The organism is Streptomyces clavifer (assembly GCF_036345975.1).
In the GTDB taxonomy this organism is placed as follows: domain Bacteria; phylum Actinomycetota; class Actinomycetes; order Streptomycetales; family Streptomycetaceae; genus Streptomyces; species Streptomyces clavifer.
In genome coordinates this window covers 1555770-1577035 of record NZ_CP107793.1, presented here as the reverse complement: position 1 = coordinate 1577035, position 21266 = coordinate 1555770, and the positions used below count along the sequence as shown (strand labels likewise).

Sequence of the window (21266 nt, the reverse complement as noted above, 5' to 3'; positions counted from 1 at the left end):
CACATCCCGTGTTAGATCTCTGCATCCACGGAGCCTTCGCATGTCCGCGCAGACAGACACCCTCCCTCCGCAGCTCCCCGCCCCGCCCGTCGACGATGCGCACGACTCCGTCCCGCGCATCGTGCCGGTGCGCCGAACAGGGCGCTGGGCGGCGGCCGTTGCCGTCCTGGTGCTCCTCGCCGGCGCCCTGGTCTCGGTGATCCGGAACGACGCCTTCCAGTGGGGCGTCGTCGGCGACCACCTCACCACCGCGTCGGTGCTGCGCGGCCTCGGCCTCACCCTCTGGCTCACGGGCCTCGTGATGGTGCTCGGCTTCGCCCTCGGCACCCTGCTCGCCGTCATGAGGCTCTCCGGCAACCCGATTCTGCAGGCCGTCGCCTGGGGTTACGTGTGGCTGTTCCGGTCCACCCCGATCCTGGTCCAGCTGCTCTTCTGGTTCAACATCGGCGCCCTCTACCCGCAGATCCTCGGAGTCGACACGGTCAACCTCCTCGGCCCGGTCGCCGTCGCCGTCATCGGCCTCACGCTCCACGAGGCCGCGTACGCCGCCGAAGTGGTGCGCGGCGGCATCCTCTCCGTCGAGCACGGACAGCTGGAGGCCGCCCAGTCGCTCGGGCTCGGCCCCTGGCGCCGGCTCCGGCGCATCGTGCTGCCCCAGGCCATGCGCTCCATCGTCCCGCCCGCCGGGAACATGCTGATCGGCACCCTGAAGGGCACCTCGATCGTCAGCATCATCGCCGTGCAGGACCTGCTCTACTCGGTGCAGCTCGTCTACCACCGCACCTACGAAGTCATCCCGCTGCTGCTCGTCGCCACCCTCTGGTACGTCGCCGTCACCTCCCTCCTTTCCGTCGGACAGCACTACGTCGAACGCCACTACGCACGCGGCACGGCGGACGCGCGATGAGCGGCGTACCGACACTCGTCGTCATAGGGGGCGGACCGCGCGGCACCGGCGTCCTCGAGCGCATCGCCGCCAACTCCGCCGAGCTGTACGGGGACCGGCGCCTGGACATCCACCTCGTCGACCCGTACCCGCCCGGGGGCGGCCGGATCTGGCGGCAGGACCAGTCCCCGCTGCTCTGGATGAACTCCATGGCGGAGGACGTCACCATGTTCACCGACGACACGGTCGAGCAGGAGGGCCCGATACGGCCCGGCCCCGCCCTGCACACGTGGGCCGCCGACGTCCGCGAGGGACGGATCACCCTCGACTCCGACCCCGGGACACTCGCGGAGATCCGAGGGCTCGGCGCCCAGGACTTCCCCAGCCGACGGCTGCAGAGCGCCTACCTGCGCTGGGTGTACGAGCAGGCGCTCGCCGCGCTCCCGCCGGGCATCACCGTCCGGGAGCACCGCGCTCACGCACACCGCGTCTCGGGGTCCCGGGACGGCCGGCAGCAGGTCTGGCTCCAGGGGCGCGCCGAACCCCTCCTCGCCGACCTCGTCGTCCTCACCATCGGCCATCTGGACGCCGAACCCGACGCCGAACAGGAGGAGCTGGCCGCCTTCGCGGCACGGCACGGACTCGTCCACCTGCCACCCGACTTCACGGCCGACAGCGACCTCGGCTCCCTGCCCGCGGGTGAACCCGTCATCGTGCGCGGCCTCGGCCTCGCCTTCATCGACCTGATGGTGCTGCTCACCGAGGGGCGCGGCGGGCGATACGAGGACGGGGTCTACATCCCCTCCGGCCGGGAGCCCGTCCTGTACGCGGGCTCCCGGCGCGGAGTCCCGTACCACTCCAAGATCGGTTACGCCTGGGAGGGCGAACGGCCTCCCCTGCCGCACCACTTCGGCCCCGCCCGGCTGGACGCGCTGCTCGACGGCGCCGGCCCCGTGGACTTCCGCCGCGACCTGTGGCCGTCCATCGCCAAGGAGCTCGGACACGTCCACTACCACCGGCTGTTCGCCGCCCACCCCGAGCGCACCGCCGTCGGCTGGGACGACTTCGAGGAGAAGTACGCCGTCGCGGACGCCGAAAGCCCCGAGCTGCGCGCGCTGGTCGCCTCGGCCGTGCCCGACCCGGCCGACCACCTGGACCTGGACGCGCTGGACCGACCGCTGGACGGGGTGCTCCACCCCTCGTACGACTCCTTGCAGGACGGGCTGCGCACCTACATCACCACCGACCTCGAACGCCGGCACGATCCCCGCAACAGCCCCGACCTCGCCGTCTTCCTCGGACTGCTGTCCGTCTACGCACAGCTGGTCCGGGCCGGAGACATCGGCGACCGGTGGCACGGCTTCTTCAGCCATCTCGCCTCCGGACCGCCCGGCCCCCGGCTGCGCCAGCTCCTCGCACTCTCCCGGGCCGGGGTCGTCCGCTTCCTCGGAGCGGGAATCACCGTCGAGGCCGACGAGGAACGCGGCGTCTTCCGGGCCGGCAGCGCCACCGTGCCGGGCGAGCACATGGAGGCCAGGGCCCTGGTCGAGGCCCGGCTGCCCGATCCGGCCCTGCGGAACACGCGCAGCCCGGTGCTGCGCGGACTGTACGAGGACGGGGCCGCCGGCACCGACACGGGGCTGCTCTCCGTCGACCCCGGCGACGGCCGGATCCTGGACCGTGACGGCAGCCCTCACCCGCGACGCTTCGCCCTCGGCCCGAACACGACCGCGCGGTCGAGCGGCGCCTTCACCCGGCCGCGCACCGGCGGCCCGGCCTTCCGGCAGAACGACGCCACCGCCCGCACGGTGCTCGCGTTCCTCCGCGACCTCTCCTGTAGCGGCCGCCCCACCGCGTGAGTGCGGTACCCCCTCTCTACCATCCGTTGCCGAAGGAACCCACCATGTCGCTGACCAGCGATCCACCCCTCGCACCCCCCGACGAAGAGACCGAGCGAACAACCCCGCACGACGGATCCGACCTCTCGGAACTGACGGTCGTCCCGGTGCGCCACCCCTGGCGCTGGGTCGCCGTGGCCGTCACCGCCGTGCTGCTCGCCCAGTTCCTGAACGGGCTGATCACCAACCCCGGCTGGGAATGGGACGTCTTCGCCCGCTTCTTCACCACCGAGACCATCCTGAAGGCCGTCTGGGTCACCCTCCAACTGACCTTCTACGGAACGGTGCTCGGCTTCGCACTGGGCATCGTCCTCGCGTTCATGCGGCTGTCCGCCAGCCCGTTCCTCAGGGCGGTCGCGTACGGCTACATCTGGGCGTTCCGCTCGATCCCGCTCATCGTGCAGCTGCTGTTCTGGTTCAACCTCGCCTACCTCTACAAGGAGCTTCAGTTCGGCATCCCGTTCGGGCCCGGCTTCCTCACCTTCGACACGATGAACCTCGTCGGAGCGATGAGTGCGGCGGTCCTCGGACTCGCGCTGCACCAGGCGGCCTACGCGGCGGAGATCGTGCGCGGGGGCGTACTGGCCGTGGACAGCGGGCAGCTGGAGGCCGCCGCGGCCCTCGGGATCCCGCGGCTGCGGCAGCTCCGGAGAGTCGTGCTGCCGCAGGCGATGCGCTCCATCCTGCCGAACGCCGCCAACGAGATCATCTCGCTCTTCAAGGGCACCTCGATCGTCTCCGTGATGGCGATCGGTGAACTCTTCTACCAGGTCCAGGTCGTCTACGGCCGCAACGGCAGGGTCGTGCCCCTGCTGATGGTCGCCACGGTCTGGTACATCCTCCTGACCACCGTGCTCTCCGTCCTCCAGCACTACGTCGAACGTCACTACGCCAAGGGGGCCGTGCGATGAGCACACCCATCGATGTACCCGCACCCACCGAAGCACCCGTGGACGCACCCGCGGCCACGGAGGCGACCGCGCCCGCTGACGCGCCCGCGTCCGCCACGGACGTCATGGTCGAGATCCGCTCCGTGCACAAGAGCTTCGGCGCACTCGAAGTGCTCCGCGGCATCGACCTGTCCGTCCGCGCCGGAGAGGTGACCGTCGTCCTCGGCCCGTCCGGCTCGGGGAAGTCCACCCTGCTGCGCACCATCAACCACCTGGAGAAGGTGGACCAGGGCTGGATCAGCGTGGACGGCACCCTGGTCGGCTACCGCAGGTCGGGGAACAAGCTGTACGAGCTCCGCGAGCGCGAGGTCCTGCGGCAGCGCACCCGGATCGGCTTCGTCTTCCAGAACTTCAACCTCTTCCCGCACCTGACCGTCCTCGAGAACATCATCGAGGCGCCGGTGGCCGCTCTCGGCCGCCCCCGGAAGGAAGCCGTCGCAGCCGCGGATGCGCTCCTCGCCCGGGTCGGTCTCGCCGACAAGTCGGGTGCGTACCCGAAGCAGCTCTCCGGCGGACAGCAGCAGCGCGTCGCCATCGCCCGTGCGCTCGCCCTCGAACCGAAACTGCTGCTCTTCGACGAGCCGACCTCCGCGCTCGACCCCGAACTCGTCGGCGAGGTCCTCGACGTCATCAAGGACCTGGCGCACCAGGGCACCACGATGATCGTCGTCACCCACGAGATCGGCTTCGCCCGCGAGGTCGCCGACACCGTGGTCTTCATGGACCAGGGGCGGATCGTGGAGCAGGGCCCGCCCGCCGACGTACTCGACCGCCCGGTTCAGGAACGCACCCGGGCCTTCCTCTCGAAGGTCCTCTGAGCCGTGTCCCCGCAGGCCGCACCGCCGCAGTCCCCACGTTCCGTCTTCCCGCAGCCCGTTCTCCCACCGTTCCCCCATCCCGTTTCCCCGCGCTCAAGGAGCAGCCAGGTGTCCGTCCGCCGCACCCTCGTCATCGCCCTCGCCACCCTCACCGCCACCGGGCTGCTCACCGCCTGCGGCAGCAGCGACGCCGCCACCGACGTGATCCGCCCCGAAGGGCAGAAGGACACCGGGATCAACATCGGCCCCGACCAGAAGCGGATCAGAGGCGAGAAGGTCGACTCCATCGCGGCCAAGGTGCCCGAGGCCATCCGTGAGCGCGGCACGCTCCGGCTCGGGGCGAGCGCCGACGCCTCGCCCCCACTCGGCTTCTACGCGACCGACGACAAGACCCGGATCGGCAGCGAGATCGACCTGGCGACCCTGATCGCCGACACCCTCGGACTGAAGCCGGATCTGCAGGAGGTCTCCTGGGAGAACCTCTTCGTCGGCCTCGACAGCTCCAAGTTCGACGGCGTCCTGTCCAACGTCACCGTGACGGAGGAGCGCAAGGAGAAGTACGACTTCGCCACCTACCGGCTCGACAACCTCGCCTTCGAGGCCAAGAAGGGCTCCGGCTGGAAGGTGAAGGCGCCCGAGGACGTGGCGGGGAAGACGATCGCCGTTGCCTCGGGCACCAACCAGGAGAAGATCCTCGTCGACTGGAGCGAGCAGAACACCGACGCCGGACGGAAGGCGGTGGAGATCAAGTACTTCCAGAAGGACACCGACTACTACCTGGCCCTCCAGTCGGGCCGGATCGATGCCTACCTCGGCCCGAGCCCCTCGGCCAACTACCACGTCGCGTCGGCCGGGCAGTCCGAGATCATCGGCACGCTCTCCGGAGCCGGCGACGGCGTCCAGGGGAAGATCGCCGCCACCACGAAGAAGGACAGCGGCCTGGTCGAGGCCTACGGCGCGGCCATCGACCACATCATCCAGGACGGCTCCTACGCCGAAGTGCTCAAGCGCTGGGGTCTGACCAACGAGGCCGTCGAGAAGTCGGAGATCAACCCGCCCGGTCTCCCCAAGACCGAGAACTGACCCCGAGAGGTCCGCATGTCTGCCACCAGGCCACTCCATCTGGCCGCCGAGATCGGCGGCCCGCCGCGCTACGACGCCGCCTCCCACACCGCGCTCGCCCGCCTCGCCGAACAGGGCGCGCTCGACTTCGTCACCCTCAACGACTCCTTCGCCCGCCCCGGCCCCGACGCGCTCGCCGTGCTCGCCCGCGTCGCCCCGGCCACCACCCGGATCGGCCTCGTGCCGACCGTCACCACCACCCACACCGAGCCCTTCCACGTCTCGTCCGCCGTCGCCACCCTCGACTGGGTCAGCGGGGGCCGGGCGGGCTGGCACGCCGACGTGTCGACCACGGAGGCAGAGGCCCGCCTGTTCGGCAGGCGCGGTGCCGCGCCTGCCGACGCCCTGTGGCAGGAGGCGGGCGAGGCGGCCGACGCCGCCTCCCGGCTGTGGGACAGCTGGGAGGACGACGCCGAGATCAGGGACGTCTCCACCGGCCGCTTCATCGACCGCGACAAGCTGCACTACGTCGACTTCGAGGGCAGCACCTTCTCCGTCCGGGGCCCCGCCATCGTGCCCCGGCCTCCGCAGGGCAGGCCCGTCACCGTCATCGACGGCACGAGCGGCCCCGCCAGGAAGGCCGCCGCACGGTACGCCGACGTCGTGTACGTACGGGCCACCTCGCCCGAGCAGGCGTCCGCGCTCCGTGACGACGTGCGCGGCCTCGCCGCCGCCCACGGCCGGGACCCCGACACCCTGCGGGTGCTGGTCGCGCTCACGGTCGACCTCGGGGACGCCGAGACGGCGCCGGAACCGGGACTGGAGAGCGGCCCGCAGCTCGCGGGCCGGGGGACCTACTTCCGCGGCGGCCCGGTGGACCTCGCCGAGCTGGTCACCCAGTGGCACCGGGGCGGCGCCGTGGACGGCTTCCACCTCACCCCCCTCGCCCCCGAGCGCGACCTCGAGAGGATCGTCAACGGCACCGTGGCCCTGCTCCAGCACCGCAGCCTGTTCCGCACCTTCCACCCGGGGGGCACGCTCCGCGAACACCTCGGTCTCACCCGCCCGGCCAACCGCTACGCGCTCGCGCGGACTTCCGGGGGCACCGCATGACGAAGCAGATGCACCTCGCCGCGCACTTCCCGGGCGTCAACAGCACCACGGTGTGGGCCGATCCCCGCTCCCGGAGCCAGATCGACTTCGCCTCCTTCGAGCAGCTGGCCAGGACCGCGGAACGCGGGAAGTTCGACTTCTTCTTCCTCGCGGAAGGGCTGCGGCTGCGCGAGCACAACGGCCTGATCCACGATCTGGACGTGGTCGGCCGCCCCGAGTCCCTCACGGTGCTGAACGCCCTGGCCGCCGTCACCGACCGCCTCGGGCTCGCCGCCACGGTCAACGCCACCTTCAACGAACCGTACGAACTCGCCCGGCGCCTGGCGACCCTCGACCACCTCAGTGAGGGGCGTGCCGCCTGGAACGTGGTCACCTCCTCCGACGCCTTCACCGGGGAGAACTTCCGCCGGGGCGGCTACCTCGACCGGTCCGACCGGTACACCCGCGCCGCCGAGTTCGTCGCCACGGCACGGGAACTGTGGGACTCCTGGACACCGGACGGCGCCTCGCGCCCGTTCGCGCACAGCGGGCAGCACTTCCAGGTCTCCGGGGAGTTCACCGTCCCGCGCTCCCCGCAGGGGCACCCCGTCGTCATCCAGGCGGGGGACTCCGGCGAGGGCAGGGAGTTCGCCGCGTCCGCGGCCGACGTCATCTTCACCCGGCACGGCACCCTGGAGGCCGGGCGGATCTTCTACGCGGACGTCAAGGCACGGCTGGCGAAGTACGGCCGGCAGCCGGACGACCTGAAGATCATGCCCGGGGTCACCGTCGTCATCGGCGACACCGACGCGGAGGCCCAGCAGAACGCCGCCGAGATCCGCCGCCTCCAGGTCTCCCCGCAGAACGCCATCCTCGCCCTGGAACAGGTATGGGGCCGCGACCTCTCCTCGTACGACCCCGACGGGCCCCTCCCCGACATCGACCCGGACCCCGGATCGCGCCTGTCGCAGGGCAGGGCCGGGCTCGCGGACCCCCTCGTGAGGGCGGCCGAGTGGCGTGCCCTGTCGGCGGCCAAGGGGCTGTCCATCCGCCAGACGGTCATCGAGACCACGACCCGGCAGTCCTTCATCGGCTCCCCGCAGACCGTCGCCGCCGAACTGGAGACGTTCGTCTCCACCGGCGCGGCCGACGGCTTCATCCTCGTACCGCACCTCACACCGGGCGGCCTCGACCCCTTCGTCGACCGGGTCGTCCCGCTCCTCCAGGAACGCGGAGCCTTCCGCTCCGAATACGCCGGTTCCACCCTGAGGTCGCACCTCGGTCTGGCGGAGCCGGTATGGAAGGGTTGATCGCATGAGCACGGACGCGCAGCAGGACAGCAGGGACGGCCGGGACGGCCGGGACGGCTCGGGAAACCAGGACTTCCAGGACTGGCAGCGCTGGCACGAGGAGCGCATCGTCGCGGTCGCGGCCCCGCACGGCCCGCTCTCCCTCACGGGCACCCACTGGCTCTCCGACTATCCGGACGGTCGAATTCCGGCCGTGCCGGGGCAGTGGCGCACGGGGCGCGACGAGGTGGTGCTCACCGGCGCCCCCGAGGACGGGCTGACCGTCGACGGAAAGCCGTTGGCCGGAGAGGCCGGACTGACCGCCGACCGCGGTCCGATCGGCTCGTCCAGGGTGGCCCGGGGTGAGCGCCGACTGGTCCTCCTGAGCCGCGAAGGCCAGTGGGCGGTAAGGGAGTTCGACCCGCAGTCGCCGGCACGGCACGACTTCCGCACCATCGACGCCACCCCGTACGACGCGCGCTGGTCGCTGGAGGGCACCTTCCGCCCGTACGACACCGCCCGGACCGTCCGGGTGGCGAACGCCGACGGGCGCGAGCGCGGGCTGGGGCTCGGCGGGGAGATCGCCTTCACACTGGACGGCACCGAGCACACGCTCCAGGCCGCGGTCGAGCCCGACGGCTCGCTCTGGGCCGTCTTCGCCGACGCCACCAGCGGGAACAGCAGTTACCGCTTCCGCTTCCTGCGGCCCGGGGCACCCGACGAGGACGGCCGGGTGAAGGTCGACTTCAACCGCGCGCTGCTGCCGCCCTGCGCCTTCGCCGACCACTTCATCTGTCCCTTCCCGCCCCCCGGCAACACCCTCACGGCCGCAGTCGCGGCAGGGGAGCGGAACCGTATCGACGCCTGATCCGCCCCACCCCCGACGCAAGGCCCGGCCCACCCGCCCCGGCAGCCACAGAGCTGCCGGGGCAGTTCCGGTTGCGGGGGCCCGGACGGCCGGAAGTCGCCCTTGTGCGGCGCGTTGGCGACCCCCAATACTCCCGAGCAGCGCCTGTCGGACGTACGGATCATCCGGAATTCGAATACTTCCGGTACACGTCCCGGAGCATCCGGGACGCCCACGTGCCCGGCTGCGCCTCACGGGTCCCGGCCACCCCACAGGCGGACCCCCGATTCCCCTCGGGAGGAACGAGAAGTGAGGATCAAGCACACCACCCCCCGCAGCGGCACAGCGAGACGCAGCAGGATCGCCGCCGTCTCCGCAGGCCTCGTCGCCGTCGCCGCACTCGCCGTCCCCGCCGCCGACGCCCGGCCGACCGGAACATACGACGCCGACCAGCTCCGCGCGGCAGGAGACGCCGTGCTCGCCGCCGACGTCGCGGGCACCGCCTGGAACGCCGACCCGGCGACCGGGAGGCTCGTCGTCACGGTGGACAGCACCGTCTCGCAGGCAGAGATCAACCGGATCAGGAAGTCCGCGGGAGCCAACGCCGGGGCCCTGCGCATCGAACACACCCCCGGGACGTTCAGCACCCTGATCTCGGGCGGCGACGCCGTCTACGCCTCCAGCTGGCGCTGCTCCCTCGGCTTCAACGTCCGCAGCGGCAGCACCTACTACTTCCTGACCGCCGGCCACTGCACCGACGGCGCGGGCACCTGGTACGCGGACTCCGGGCGCACCACCGTCCTCGGCAGCACGTCGGGGTCCAGTTTCCCGACCGACGACTACGGCATCGTGCGGTACACCAACACCTCGGTCGCCAAGCCGGGCACCGTCGGCGGCCAGGACATCACCAGCGCGGCCAATGCCACGGTCGGCATGGCCGTCACCCGCCGCGGCTCCACCACCGGTACCCACAGCGGTACCGTCACCGGTCTCAACGCCACGGTCAACTACGGCGGAGGGGACATCGTCCGGGGGATGATCCGCACCAATGTGTGCGCCGAACCCGGTGACTCCGGCGGCCCGCTCTACTCCGGGACCCGGGCGATCGGTCTCACCTCGGGAGGGAGCGGCAACTGCAGCTCCGGCGGCACGACCTTCTTCCAGCCGGTCACCGAAGCACTGAGCGCGTACGGCGTCAGCGTGTTCTGACGCTGCGGGACACCGCCGCACTCCCGTGAGCCCCCGCCGATTCCCGGCGGGGGCTCCCGTTCGACCCGCGGCTTTTGAGAGGATGCCAGCACGGTTGGTCGCGGAGGTACCACGGGGGCGGACGCTGTGCCTGTCCGGAGGGGGAGGCCCCTCCGGGCCCCCGCATACACCCAGGGGGTCCCAGGTCCGTGAAACGCATCGGAGTGACCGGTCACCGTTCCATCCCCCGGGAGGTCCACGCCCACGTGCTGGAGGGACTGCGGGCGGCGCTCTGCGGCCTCGAAGGCTCGGTCGAGGCGCTCTCCAGCCTGGCCGTCGGAGCCGACCAGCTCTTCGCCGACCTCGCCCTGGCCCACGGTGCGGAGCTCACCGCGGTGATCCCCAGCGGTGACTACGAGGCGGGCTTCGACGACGAGACCGACCTCGCGCGCTACCGCATGCTCAAGGCGAGGGCCGTCCGCGAGGTCCGGCTGGACTTCCCGCACTCCACCGACGAGGCCTACTACGCGGCGGGCGCCTACATCGCCGACCACTGCGACCGGCTGCTCGCCGTCTGGGACGGCCGGCCGGCGCGAGGGCTCGGCGGCACCGGCGACATCGTGACGTACGCCCGCACGCTGGGCCGTCCGGTCACGGTCATCTGGCGCGACGGCGTGGAGCGCGACTGAGCCGGCACGGGGGCGCGCCTGAGCCGGCACGGGGCGTACTCGGCGCCGGCGCGGGGCGCGGGGCGTGGGCGGAGCTCGGGGCGCGGCGGTGTGCGCGAGCCCGCGCGGCGCCCCGGGCCGGGTGTGCGGCTCCCCCGGGGGTGGTGCGGCGGGCCGCCCGGCGTATGTACGTGCTGCGCCCCCATGCCTGAGCCGAACTCAGATGCGGTGCCTGGCCAGCCAGTCCGTGTGTTCGGGGGAGACGATCCGCTCGGTCTCGAAGACGGCGACCGGCCACTGCCGCTCGGTCAGGGTGGTCTCCATCGCGGCCTGCATGTTCTCCAGGTCCTCCTCCACCAGTGAATGGGCGGACACGAGCGGATGATGGCGTCGCATCTCGTTCCAGGCCAGGCAGGCTGCGGCGGCGGCGGAGAACGAACCCGTGAGCGCGAACGACTCGGCGGCGGAGAACGTCTGCAGCACGGCGAGGACCAGGGCGGGCAGCGTCAGCGCGGCGATGGTGCCGGCCCAGACGAACGCCCCACGCCGGGACACCTGCTGCCGTCTGCGGTACCAGCGCCGCTGCTCGATCAGGCGGTCCCGGATGTACGTCTCCTTGCGCACGGTGAACGCCTTGTCCCGCAACTCCCGCATGGAGGAGGTGATGAGCCCGCCGTCCTCGTCCGTCATCTCCTCACGGGGATCGTGCCACCCCACCTTCCGTAACTCCTGCAGCCCTTCCTCCAGCCGGTTGGCGAACACGGCCTCCGGGTGATGCGTACCGGTGTCGAAGGGGGAGCCGTGGACGGCATAGCGCCAGCAGTTGGACTTGATGAACTCGGCCGCGGACCTGTTGAGTTGCCAATGCGACTTTGCTTTGCGCCGGGAGGCCAGATACGTCGTGATCAGGACACCGAGGTACGCCAAAACAGCCATGGCGTCCAGTAGTTGCACCGTCCCGCCGACCTCCACGTCCCAGGGCAGGGCGGCGGGCACGGTCCCCAGGACGAGGAGGGCCAGCTGGCCGCGGGTGGTGTTGACCGCCTCCCGCTGCCGTGCGACGGCGATGGCGTCCGTGTGGTGGAAGAGTGCGGGCAGGTCCTCGCTCCGGAAGACCATGGACTGAAGTGGTCCGGGAATCGCCGTCATGTCACCCCGTCTGCAGTTGTGGGAATGCCTTTCGGTCGCGCAGCCGGCCTGGTCGTCGCGGGCTCGCGCGTGCTGTCTCCCGGCTCGGGAGAGAGTGCGCGAAGGCCTGCCGGGGCCACGAGAGTAGGGTCGCGCCCCGGAGACCGCAATGGCGTCTCCGGTCGGCGGCGTGCTCGACCGGCGGGCTGAGACGCCCTCGTGTGATCCGTTGTGCTGTGGGAAGGTCTGACAACTGACATCGTTCACAGGCGGGTTGCCTCAGGATCGCCGGGTGGGGGCTCGCCTTCGACGGGGGGAGAGCTCGTGAGCGACGCAGGTCAGGACGGTGGTGTGCCGCTGTCAGACACCCAGCGCAGGGTCCGCCGGAGCCCGTTGCTGTTCACCACCCCTTTGGTACTGCTGGGGATCCTGCTGCTCATCCTGTTCTGGGAGTCGATTCGCGCCAACATGACGGGCGACGCACGGACGGAGTGGCCGTGGCGCCTGCAGCTGGTCGACATGGAGGCGTTGGGAAGCCTGCTGGCCGTTGCGGCAGGCGCTGTCCTGGCCAGGGCGCAGTACGCCCGCACGGTGCGGCCCTACCTGGGCTGGCGGGCAGCGTGGGCGAGGGGGGACCTCAGGGGCGACGTGCAGGCGTGGCGGGTGGGCATACTCAATGGAGGGCAGCACATCGCGGCGATCGAGTCCTGGGAATGCCGGGTGGTCCTGAGGGGGAGCGGCGAATCCGTGGACGCGGGGTGGGTCGATATCGACGAAGCCGTGACCGGACTGACCGCAGCCGGGCTCGTGGTGGCCGAGGACTTCCAGCTCGTCAAGTTCGGGCAGGGGTTCCCGCTGGTGGGCACCGGAAGCTACGAGACGGTGCTGGTGGGTGCGTTCTCGAAGCGGTTCGTCGAGGACGTCGACTCGTTGTACGTGCGCGTACGGGTGACCGACGTCGTGGGTGACAGTCATGAACGCATCGGGGACTGCATGAAGGGCGCGCGGGCCGTCACCCAGGCACCGCTCGACTGACCTTCCCTCCGGCCGCGACCGGGGAGGCGCAGCGTGACCGGGCGGCTGGGCCCTCGGTCACCAAGGGCCTACGGGCGTCGCGGAAGGTGTCCTGAAGTTGCCGCCCCGGCCGTCCGGGTGGCACACGGCCTGCGGAGGACCCGCCGCTGTGCGGGGACGGTCCGCGTGTCCAGGGCGCACGGCCGGGGAGGAAGTGGAGCAGCCCCCGGCGGCGGGCCGCTCATGAGCCCTTGGCCAGTGCATTCCTTTGTCACCCGGGTGGGTCAGTCTCCGTCAGAATTTCCGGTGTCGCAATGCGCCGTAAACATGAGATTTCGTGCCACGCCGAAGTGTGCGGGTGGCTGGGATGGGAGTAAAGTCATGCCGCCGGACACTGTGAATGTGCAGGTGCCGGTAGTGATCCAGTGTCCGGAAACAATCCACCAAGGACGGCCGTGAAGACCTACGAAACCTCCCCCTCCTTCGCCATTGCGAAGAAGAGTCGTGTGCCACTCACCGAGATCGACGCCCGCAGCGCCGACGCTTCCAGGAAGCTCGGCCGGGTATTCGGCACCTCGACCGGTCGCCCGACGCAGACTTCGACCTTCAGTTCGGCTCTCTGAGAAGGGCTTCGGCGTGGCTAGACTGGGGGAATGACAGGACCCCTGGTCCCCTTCCGCGAGATCGTTCTCAAGGTGCACAGTCGTTGTGATCTCGCGTGCGACCATTGTTATATCTATGAACATGCAGATCAGAGCTGGCGTACCCGCCCCAAGACAATCTCTGACGAAGCAATTTCATGGGCAGCTCGACGATTGGCCGAGCATGCTTCCACGCATGCGCTCGATTCGATGTCAGTGATCCTGCACGGAGGCGAGCCGCTCCTGGCCGGCCCAGCACGCCTGCGCCGTGTCTGCGAGGAGCTCACAGCGGCCTTGAACGGTATCGCTGAGCTGGACCTCAGGATCCACACCAACGGTGTCCAGCTCAGCCCCCGGTATCTCGATCTCTTCGACGAGTTCGGCGTCAGGGTGGGCATCTCGCTCGACGGTGACCGCACGGCGAACGACCGGCATCGCCGCTTCGCCGACGGACGCACCAGTCACCCCCGCGTCCTCAAGGCGGTCGAGCTGCTCCGGCAGGAGCGCTACCGCCATCTCGATCTCGGACTGTTGTGCACGATCGACATCGAGAACGATCCGCACGCGGTCCTGGACGCCCTGGTCGAGCTCGAACCGCCGCTCATCGACTTCCTCCTCCCGCACGCCACCTGGGACGAGCCGCCACCCCGGCCGGACGGGTCCGAAACGGCGTACGCCGACTGGCTGCTCAAGGTCTACGACCGCTGGCAGCACCGGGGCAGCCCGGTGCCCGTGCGCCTCTTCTCGTCGGTGCTGTCCACCCTGAGCGGAGGACCAAGCCTCACCGAGTCGCTGGGGCTCGCCCCCACCGATCTCGTGGTGATCGAGACGGACGGCCAACTCGAGCAGGTCGACTCGCTCAAGAGCGCCTACGAGGGCGCGGCGGCCACGGGATTCGATGTCTTCTCCCACTCGTTCGACGATGTCGCCGCGCATCCCGGGGTCCGTGCGCGACAGCTCGGTCTGGCCGGCGTCAGCGAGACCTGCCGCCGTTGCCCCGTCGTACGTTCGTGCGGTGGAGGGCTGTACACGCACCGGTACCGCGCGGCCAACGACTTCGACAATCCGTCCGTGTACTGCCGCGACCTGGAGGCGCTGGTGCGCGGCATCGAGGCGCGCGTCGCGGTGCATCCGGCGGTGACGGACCACGCCGAACTCGTCGAAGCGCAGCAGGACCTGACCCGCACCCTGCTCGCAGGCCTCCATGCGGACCTGGACGGCCGCGGCGGCGTGCGGTGGGAGGAGGCCTGGGAGCTGGCGGGCGAGCTCGAGTCGTCGGAGGAGGGCGCAGCCGGTCTCGACCACGTGCTGGCGCACCCGTACACGCGGACCTGGCTCCTGGAGGTACTGGGAGGGCTGCGCGCGGGACGGCCGGAGGCGGTGGAAGAGGCACTGCGCCTTCCTGACTATCTTGCTGCAGCCACGGTGCGCTCGGGCCTCGGGCTGACAGTGCCGGCCGGATACCGGGACGGGCGGCTCCATCTGCCCACGCTCGGCGAGCTCAGGGTCGGCGGGGAGGGTGAGTGCGGCACGCTCCGAGTGACACCGGTCGGGGACGGGTTCGTCGCCCGGCGCGACGACAGCGGTGGCGAATGGCGGATCCCGCACGGGGCGGACGACCCTGCGTGGACCCCGGTGCGTCACCTCGGCCACGACGCCGTGCCCCGCTTCGCCCTCGACGACCTTGATCTGTACCGGGACTGCTTCGGCGCTCCGGCCGCGTCCCGGCTGGGGCCGGTCGAGGCCGATGAATGGGAAGCCGGTCTCGCCGAGGCGTGGGAGCTCCTGGAGAGGGAGGCGCCGTCCCACGCCTCGGCTGCTGCCCACAGCCTGACGACGCTGACCCCGCTCGCCGCCGGACAACACGTCGGACGGCCGCACGGACAGGGGGCCCTCGGGCTGACGTCGACGGACGATGCGAAACAGCTGGCACTCGAACTTCTGGGCGGCTTCCGGCGTACCACCTTGCGGGCGCTGCTCGATGTCACGGACCTTTATGCCTCGGACGGCACCTGGGACTATCGCCCGCTCTGGCGGGACGGATCAGTCCCGTTTTCGCGGCTGTTGGCCGAAACCTATGAACGGGTGGCGTTCTCCGCTCTTGATCCCTGCTTCATGGACGGTATCGACGAAGCGCTCGACATGATGGGATCTGCACCCGAGCCCACCGTCGGGGGAAAGCGATTCATCGCCGTACTCAGGGAGGAGGTGAAGCAAACACAGGACAAGTGGGCCGAATAGCCTCAAGATTGTTACGGCCCGGAACGTACGGGGTGAATCCTGGGTATGGATGACTGAAAAGCGGCGTTGATTGACCGAACGCCATGGGGGTGGAGCAAGGTCCGCTCCGGAATGATGAATTCGCTCGCACCCCCTCCATAGTCCTGGGATGCGGGTGCTCACACAGGACGGGGGTCGTGTGCACGCATCAACGCAGCAGCGAGCGGCGGACCATCGGCCGTACTTCTTTCTGAGTTACGCGCATACACCGGGGTACGGCGGTGGAACGGACCCCGATATGTGGGTCGAACGGCTTTTCCAAGATCTCTGCGGCCATGTGATGGCCATGACCGACCTGCCCGCGGGCGCTTCCGCCGGGTTCATGGACCGGGAGATACGCTCCGGTGAGGGATGGTCGGAGAGGCTGGGCAGTGTGCTCGCCACCTGCCGGGTCTTCGTGCCGCTGTTCTCGCCGCGCTATTTCGCCAGCGAGATGTGCGGCAAGGAGTGGCACGCGTTCGAGCAGCGCGCCATTCATCACCGGGCCCGTTCGAACCAGTCGGCCGAAGCGATCGTTCCGGCGCTCTGGGTACCGGTGCCGCCCAACCAACTCCCCGGATCGGCCGAGCGGTTGCAGTTCAACCATCGTGACTTCGGGGAACGCTACGTCAGCGACGGGCTCTACGGGCTGATCAAGCTCCGGCTGTTCGCCCAGGAATACGAACGGGCCGTCTACGAGCTCGCCAAGCGCATCGTCAGTGTCGCCGACACGGTGCAGATCGACACCGGAAGGCCCGTCGACTACCGCCTCGCCCCCAGCGCCTTCGGATCACCGAGCAGCGGGGTGGGGGCCCCTCGGCCGATGCAGATCACCGTCGCCGCCCCCACCCGCCACGACCTGCCCGAGGGGCGTATCGCCGACTACTACGGCGACCATCCGCAGGACTGGAATCCCTACCACCCGGCTGCCGCCAGACCGCTGGCCTACGTCGCCGAGGAACTGGTCCGATCACTCAACTACCAGGCCGTCATCACCTCGTTCGACGAGGAGTCCGGGCAACAGGAGGGCAAGCAGGCGCCCAGCACGCCGGAAATACTCCTCGTCGACCGCTGGGCCCTGCAGGACGAGGACCGCAGGCGCAGGCTCGCCGCCTTCGACGCGGAGAACAGGCCCTGGGTGACCATGGTCGTGCCCTGGTGCCGCGACGACCATCAGAGCAGAGCGGCCGAGGCCGAACTGACCGAGAAGCTCGAGCAGACGATGCCGACCAAGATGCGGCAGGGACGGGCCTTCTGTCGCGTCGCGGCCAAGGGGGTACCCACGATGGAGGCGTTCGGACAGGTCCTGCCCCAAGTCGTCGAGGTGGCCGCCCAGCAGTATCTGAGGCATGCGACGGTCTATCCGCCGGCGGGCGGGCGGCACAGTGAACGGACGCGACTGATGGGCCCCATGGGCAGCACGCAGTTCATACCCGACATGCACGACCTTGCGACGGATGCGGAGGACGTATGACAGCCGGCCGTGACGGGCGCATCGTCACTTTCTACTCGTACAAGGGCGGCACGGGGCGCACCATGGCCCTGGCGAACACCGCCTGGATCCTCGCCGCCAACGGTAAGCGGGTACTGGCCGTCGACTGGGACCTGGAGGCTCCTGGGCTCCACCGGTTCTTCCATCCCTTCCTCGATCCGTCGACGCTCGGCGCCACCACCGGGGTGATCGACCTGATCACCGAATACGCCTGGGCCGCGACCAACCCCGCCCAGCGCTCCGACGACTGGCACCGCGACTACGCGCGCATCCAGCCGCATGCGGTCTCGCTCAATCCCGAGGCGCTCGGATGGCAGTTCCCGCGGGGCGGAACGCTCGACTTCGTCTCGGCCGGGCGGCAGAACCGCGAGTACTCCGCGACGGTCTCCACCTTCGACTGGGACAACTTCTACGACCGGCTGGGGGGTGGGCACTTCTTCGACGCCCTGCGCGACGACATGAAGGCCAACTACGACTACGTCCTCATCGACAGCCGTACCGGCCTCAGCGACATCGCCGACATCTGCACCGTCCATCTCCCGGACGTGCTCGTGGACTGCTTCACCCTGAGCGACCAGTCCATCGACGGCGCGGCCTCCGTCGCCCGGCAGATCGCCGAGCGCTACACCGGCCGGCCCATCTCCATCTTCCCCGTCCCGATGCGCATCGACGAGGGCGAGAAGGAGAAGGCCGACGCGGGCCGGGCCCTGGCCCGGCTGAAGTTCGACCGGCTGCCCCGCGACCTGTCCGGGGACGAACTCACCGCCTACTGGGGTGCGGTGGAGATCCCGTACCGTCCCTACTACGCGTACGAGGAGACCCTCGCCACCTTCGGTGACGAGGCAGGCCTCAGCAACTCGCTCCTGTCGGCATTCGAGCGCCTCACCGCGGTCGTCACCGAACAGGAGATCACCTCGATGCCCCCGGTGGGCGAAGAGATCCGGCTGAGGATCAGGGACGCCTTCACCCGGCGCCGGCCGGCCCTGCCCGCCGATCTCTTCCTCAGCTACGTGGCGGAGAACCGTATGTGGGCCGACTGGATCGAGTCGGTTCTCACCCGGGCCGGATTCCGGGTCGTCCCGCGTGACGTGTCCGCCGATCCCGCACTCTCGGACGCTGTGTACCCCGCGGTCGAGACCGCGACCCGTACGGTGGTGCTGCTGTCCAGCGCCTACCTCAAGTCCCAGCGGGCCGTCGACCTGTGGGACCGGGCCGTTTCCGAGGATCCCGGTGGCGGCCGGCGCCAGCTGCTGCCGCTGCGGATCAGTGATGTCCGGCTCTCCGCGCCCTACATCGACCGCAACCCGGTCGATCTGTTCCGGCTGGACGAGGTGCATGCGACCACCGCCCTGATGCGTGCCCTGGACAGGCCTGTGCAGCTCGGCGACGGAGTGGCTCCCGGGCCGCGGTTCCCCGGTACGGTGCCGAGGATCTGGAACGCACCGCCCCGCAATCAGGGCTTCACCGGCCGCTCCCTGGTTCTTGAGCGGATGCGCGATCAGCTCGGCGGGGGCATGGCTGTCGTGCTGCCGCAGCCGCAGACCCTGTACGGACTCGGAGGCGTCGGCAAGACGCAGGTGGCCCTCGAGTACGTGCACCGTTTCATGGCCGACTACGACCTGGTCTGGTGGATATCGTCCGAGCAGACAGATGACGTGATCGCGGGGCTCGCCGAACTGGCCGTACGGCTCGGCGCCCAGGGCGGCGACGACATGGCCGCGGCCTCCCAGGAGGCTGTCGACCTGCTGCGGCGCGGCGTGCCTTCGGACCGGTGGCTGCTCGTCTTCGACAATGCCGACGATCCCGAACGCCTCAGGCGCTACTTCCCCCAGGGGGGCTCGGGGCACATCCTGGTGACCTCCAGGAACCAGGCATGGTCCCAGCACGGCGACGCGCTGCCCGTCGACGTGTTCCTCCGGGAGGAGTCGATCGAGCACCTGCAGCGAAGGGCCCCGGGGCTGAACGCCGAGGACGCCGCGCAGGTGGCCACAGCGGTGGGCGACCTCCCGCTCGCCGTCGAGCAGGCCGCGGCCTGGATCGCGGAGACCGCGACCCCCATCGACGCCTATCTGGAGCAGCTGGCCCGTCAGGCTCCCCAGGTCCTTGCCCTGAACCAGCCGGCCGGCTACCCGCAGCCCGTCGCTGCCACCTGGAACATCTCCATCGAGCGCCTCAAGGAGCGTTCGCCCGCGGCGGTGAGGCTGCTCCAGCTCTGCGCGTTCTTCGCCCCGGAGCCGATCTCGGCGAATCTCCTCTACAGCAAGGAGATGATCGAGGCGCTCAAGCCGTACGACTCCTCGCTCCAGGAGAAGCTGGTCCTGGGCCGGGTCATCCGGGAGATCGGCCGCTTCGCCCTCGCCAAGGTCGACCAGGTCTCCAACTCGATCCAGGTGCACCGGCTGGTGCAGGCGGTGATCAGGGCCCAGCTGAGCGACGAGGAAAGGCGTGAGGCCCGGCATGTCGTCCACCGCATCCTGGCGGGCGCCAGGCCCGACGACACCGAGCCGATCGACAATCCGGAGACCTGGCCGCGCTTCGCGGCGATCTGGCCGCACCTCGGCCCGTCCGACGCGCGTAACTGCAGGGACCATGAGACCCGCAGGCTCCTGATCGACCGGGTGCGCTATCTGTGGAAGCGCGGAGACGTCAGGACCGCCGGCACCCTGGGGGAGGAACTCCGCGAGACCTGGCTGGAGATGCTGGGGGAACGGGACATCCAGTACCTGTACCTGTGCTTCCATCTCTCCAACATCCTGCGCACCCGTGGGCGGTATGTGGAGGCGAGGGAACTCGACGAGTTCACTCTCCGACTGCAGCGTGAGGTGCTGGGACCGGAACACCCGCACACGTACATGACCACCAGCAGTCTCGCCATCGACCTGGGCCTGCTCGGCGACTACGAGCGTGCGATCGAGCTGGCGACGGAAGCGCATGACGGCTTCAACCAGATCTTCCACGAGAGGCACGCCCGCACGTTGGCGGCGGCCAACAATCTGGCCCTGAACCTGAGGAGCGTCGGCCAGTACGCCAGGGCCAGGGAAATCGACCAGGACTGCTATGACCTGCGGTCGGAGGTGCTGGGCCAGGAGCATCCGCACAGCCTGTCCTCCGCACTGAATCTGGCCCGTGACCTGCGCGAGGTCGGGCGGTACGAGGACTCCGTAGGCCTGCTCAGCCGCACGTACGACAGCCTCAAGGCCACCCTCGGCCGTACCTATCCCACCACCCTGAGTGCGGCGAAGAGCCTCGCGGTGTCCCTGCGCCGGGCGGGTCAGCTGGAGGACGCGCGCAGGCTGACGGTGGCCACGCGCGCCAGGTACCGGGCCAAGTACACCTCGGCCAACCCGGAATCACTGGCCTGCGACCTCAACATGGCGTCCGACCTGTTCGCCGCGGGGGAGGCGGCCGAGGCCCGGGACACCGCGCAGGAGGTCGTCGACCAGTACATGAAGGTGCCGGGGGAGCGGCACCCCTACACCCTGGCCGCGCAGAACAACCTCGGCGTCTACCTCTCGGGGACGGGTGTGCCGGGGGAGGCGGAGCGGCTGCTGACGAAGGTGGTCGCGTCGATGCGCGAGGTGTTCGGGAGGGATCACCCGAACACCCTGTTCACCGTGATGAACCTCGCCAACGCCACGGCCGAAGGGGGCGACCTCGACATAGTGCTGGAGACCGAGCGGCGGGTGTCGGAGCAGCTCAGGGAGGTGCTCGGGGCCCACCACCCGGAGACCCTGGCCATGACCTCCAACCTCGCGGTCACGCTCGGCGTGATGGGGCGCAAGGACGAGGCGCTGCGGGTGCGGGCGGAGACCGGTGACGAGCTGGCACGACAGCTCGGGGACGATCACCCGCTGACCCGGGTGGCGAGGGACGAGCGCAGGTTCTGGCGCGAGCTGGAACCGATGTCGGTGTGATCCGGCGGGGGCTCCGGGTCGGAGCCCCCGCCGTGTGCACCGGGACGTGTCGTCAACGGACCGCCGCGGCCGGGCTGCCTGTCTTCGGTGGACCGCCGCGCCTGCCGCATCCGCCGACCC

General features: G+C 70.0%; 16 protein-coding genes. 15 read left to right on the top strand and 1 reads right to left on the bottom strand.

All coding sequences use genetic code 11. From position 1 onward, the window contains the following. The first annotated feature begins 40 nt into the window (after nucleotides 1-40). The 10 genes from OG927_RS06625 to OG927_RS06580 all read left to right on the top strand — a co-directional run bounded on the left by OG927_RS06625 (nucleotide 41) and on the right by OG927_RS06580 (nucleotide 10719). The gene (locus OG927_RS06625; RefSeq protein ID WP_124282830.1) at nucleotides 41-907 is read left to right on the top strand and encodes an amino acid ABC transporter permease; all 867 of its coding nucleotides are present in this window, start codon (nucleotides 41-43) and stop codon (nucleotides 905-907) included. Then, nucleotides 904-2745 (top strand): FAD/NAD(P)-binding protein, encoded by a 1842-nt coding sequence (locus tag OG927_RS06620; protein ID WP_319102275.1) that lies wholly within the window; start codon nucleotides 904-906, stop codon nucleotides 2743-2745. The genes OG927_RS06625 and OG927_RS06620 overlap by 4 nt, the downstream gene beginning before the upstream one ends. 44 nt (nucleotides 2746-2789) lie before the next feature. Then, nucleotides 2790-3695, top strand: coding sequence for an amino acid ABC transporter permease (locus tag OG927_RS06615; RefSeq protein ID WP_056786187.1), 906 nt, complete (start codon nucleotides 2790-2792; stop codon nucleotides 3693-3695). 104 nt (nucleotides 3696-3799) lie between these two features. Further along, nucleotides 3800-4552 carry an amino acid ABC transporter ATP-binding protein gene (locus tag OG927_RS06610; protein WP_319102294.1) on the top strand — a complete coding sequence of 251 codons (753 nt, stop codon included), beginning with the start codon at nucleotides 3800-3802 and terminating at the stop codon, nucleotides 4550-4552. A gap of 108 nt (nucleotides 4553-4660) precedes the next feature. Then, the gene (locus tag OG927_RS06605) at nucleotides 4661-5635 is read left to right on the top strand and encodes an ABC transporter substrate-binding protein (RefSeq protein WP_124282832.1); all 975 of its coding nucleotides are present in this window, start codon (nucleotides 4661-4663) and stop codon (nucleotides 5633-5635) included. A 15-nt stretch (nucleotides 5636-5650) separates the two neighbouring features. Next, on the top strand, nucleotides 5651-6727 hold the full coding sequence (locus OG927_RS06600; RefSeq protein WP_124282833.1) for an LLM class flavin-dependent oxidoreductase: 1077 nt from the start codon (nucleotides 5651-5653) through the stop codon (nucleotides 6725-6727). Further along, nucleotides 6724-8016: an NtaA/DmoA family FMN-dependent monooxygenase gene (locus OG927_RS06595; protein WP_124282834.1), complete on the top strand. Its 1293-nt coding sequence runs from the start codon at nucleotides 6724-6726 to the stop codon at nucleotides 8014-8016. Before OG927_RS06600 ends, OG927_RS06595 begins: the two co-directional genes overlap by 4 nt. A gap of 4 nt (nucleotides 8017-8020) precedes the next feature. Then, nucleotides 8021-8863 carry a DUF1684 domain-containing protein gene (locus tag OG927_RS06590; protein ID WP_124282835.1) on the top strand — a complete coding sequence of 281 codons (843 nt, stop codon included), beginning with the start codon at nucleotides 8021-8023 and terminating at the stop codon, nucleotides 8861-8863. Nucleotides 8864-9151: 288 nt separating this feature from the next. After that, nucleotides 9152-10051, top strand: a complete 900-nt coding sequence (locus tag OG927_RS06585) for a S1 family peptidase (protein WP_330319839.1) — start codon at nucleotides 9152-9154, stop codon at nucleotides 10049-10051. Between the two features lie 188 nt (nucleotides 10052-10239). Further along, nucleotides 10240-10719 (top strand): hypothetical protein, encoded by a 480-nt coding sequence (locus OG927_RS06580; protein ID WP_056786206.1) that lies wholly within the window; start codon nucleotides 10240-10242, stop codon nucleotides 10717-10719. A gap of 198 nt (nucleotides 10720-10917) precedes the next feature. On the opposite strand, the gene OG927_RS06575 is transcribed toward OG927_RS06580, so the two are convergent. After that, on the bottom strand, nucleotides 10918-11817 hold the full coding sequence (locus OG927_RS06575) for a DUF4231 domain-containing protein (protein WP_206431873.1): 900 nt from the start codon (nucleotides 11815-11817) through the stop codon (nucleotides 10918-10920). Nucleotides 11818-12150: 333 nt separating this feature from the next. Between OG927_RS06575 and OG927_RS06570 the strand changes: the two genes are divergently transcribed. The 5 genes from OG927_RS06570 (at nucleotide 12151) to fxsT (ending at nucleotide 21146) form a co-directional block, all read left to right on the top strand. Beyond that, the gene (locus OG927_RS06570) at nucleotides 12151-12861 is read left to right on the top strand and encodes a hypothetical protein (protein ID WP_124282837.1); all 711 of its coding nucleotides are present in this window, start codon (nucleotides 12151-12153) and stop codon (nucleotides 12859-12861) included. A 434-nt stretch (nucleotides 12862-13295) separates the two neighbouring features. Continuing rightward, on the top strand, nucleotides 13296-13463 hold the full coding sequence (gene fxsA, locus OG927_RS06565) for an FxSxx-COOH cyclophane-containing RiPP peptide (RefSeq protein ID WP_063887875.1): 168 nt from the start codon (nucleotides 13296-13298) through the stop codon (nucleotides 13461-13463). A gap of 30 nt (nucleotides 13464-13493) precedes the next feature. Further along, nucleotides 13494-15722 (top strand): radical SAM/SPASM protein FxsBH, inactivated beta-hydroxylase extension form, encoded by a 2229-nt coding sequence (gene fxsBH, locus OG927_RS06560; RefSeq protein ID WP_330319838.1) that lies wholly within the window; start codon nucleotides 13494-13496, stop codon nucleotides 15720-15722. Between the two features lie 148 nt (nucleotides 15723-15870). Beyond that, nucleotides 15871-17214 carry an FxsC protein gene (fsxC, locus tag OG927_RS06555; protein WP_157866809.1) on the top strand — a complete coding sequence of 448 codons (1344 nt, stop codon included), beginning with the start codon at nucleotides 15871-15873 and terminating at the stop codon, nucleotides 17212-17214. Next, nucleotides 17211-21146: an FxSxx-COOH system tetratricopeptide repeat protein gene (fxsT, locus tag OG927_RS06550; protein WP_124282838.1), complete on the top strand. Its 3936-nt coding sequence runs from the start codon at nucleotides 17211-17213 to the stop codon at nucleotides 21144-21146. The genes fsxC and fxsT overlap by 4 nt, the downstream gene beginning before the upstream one ends. Nucleotides 21147-21266 lie beyond the last annotated feature (120 nt).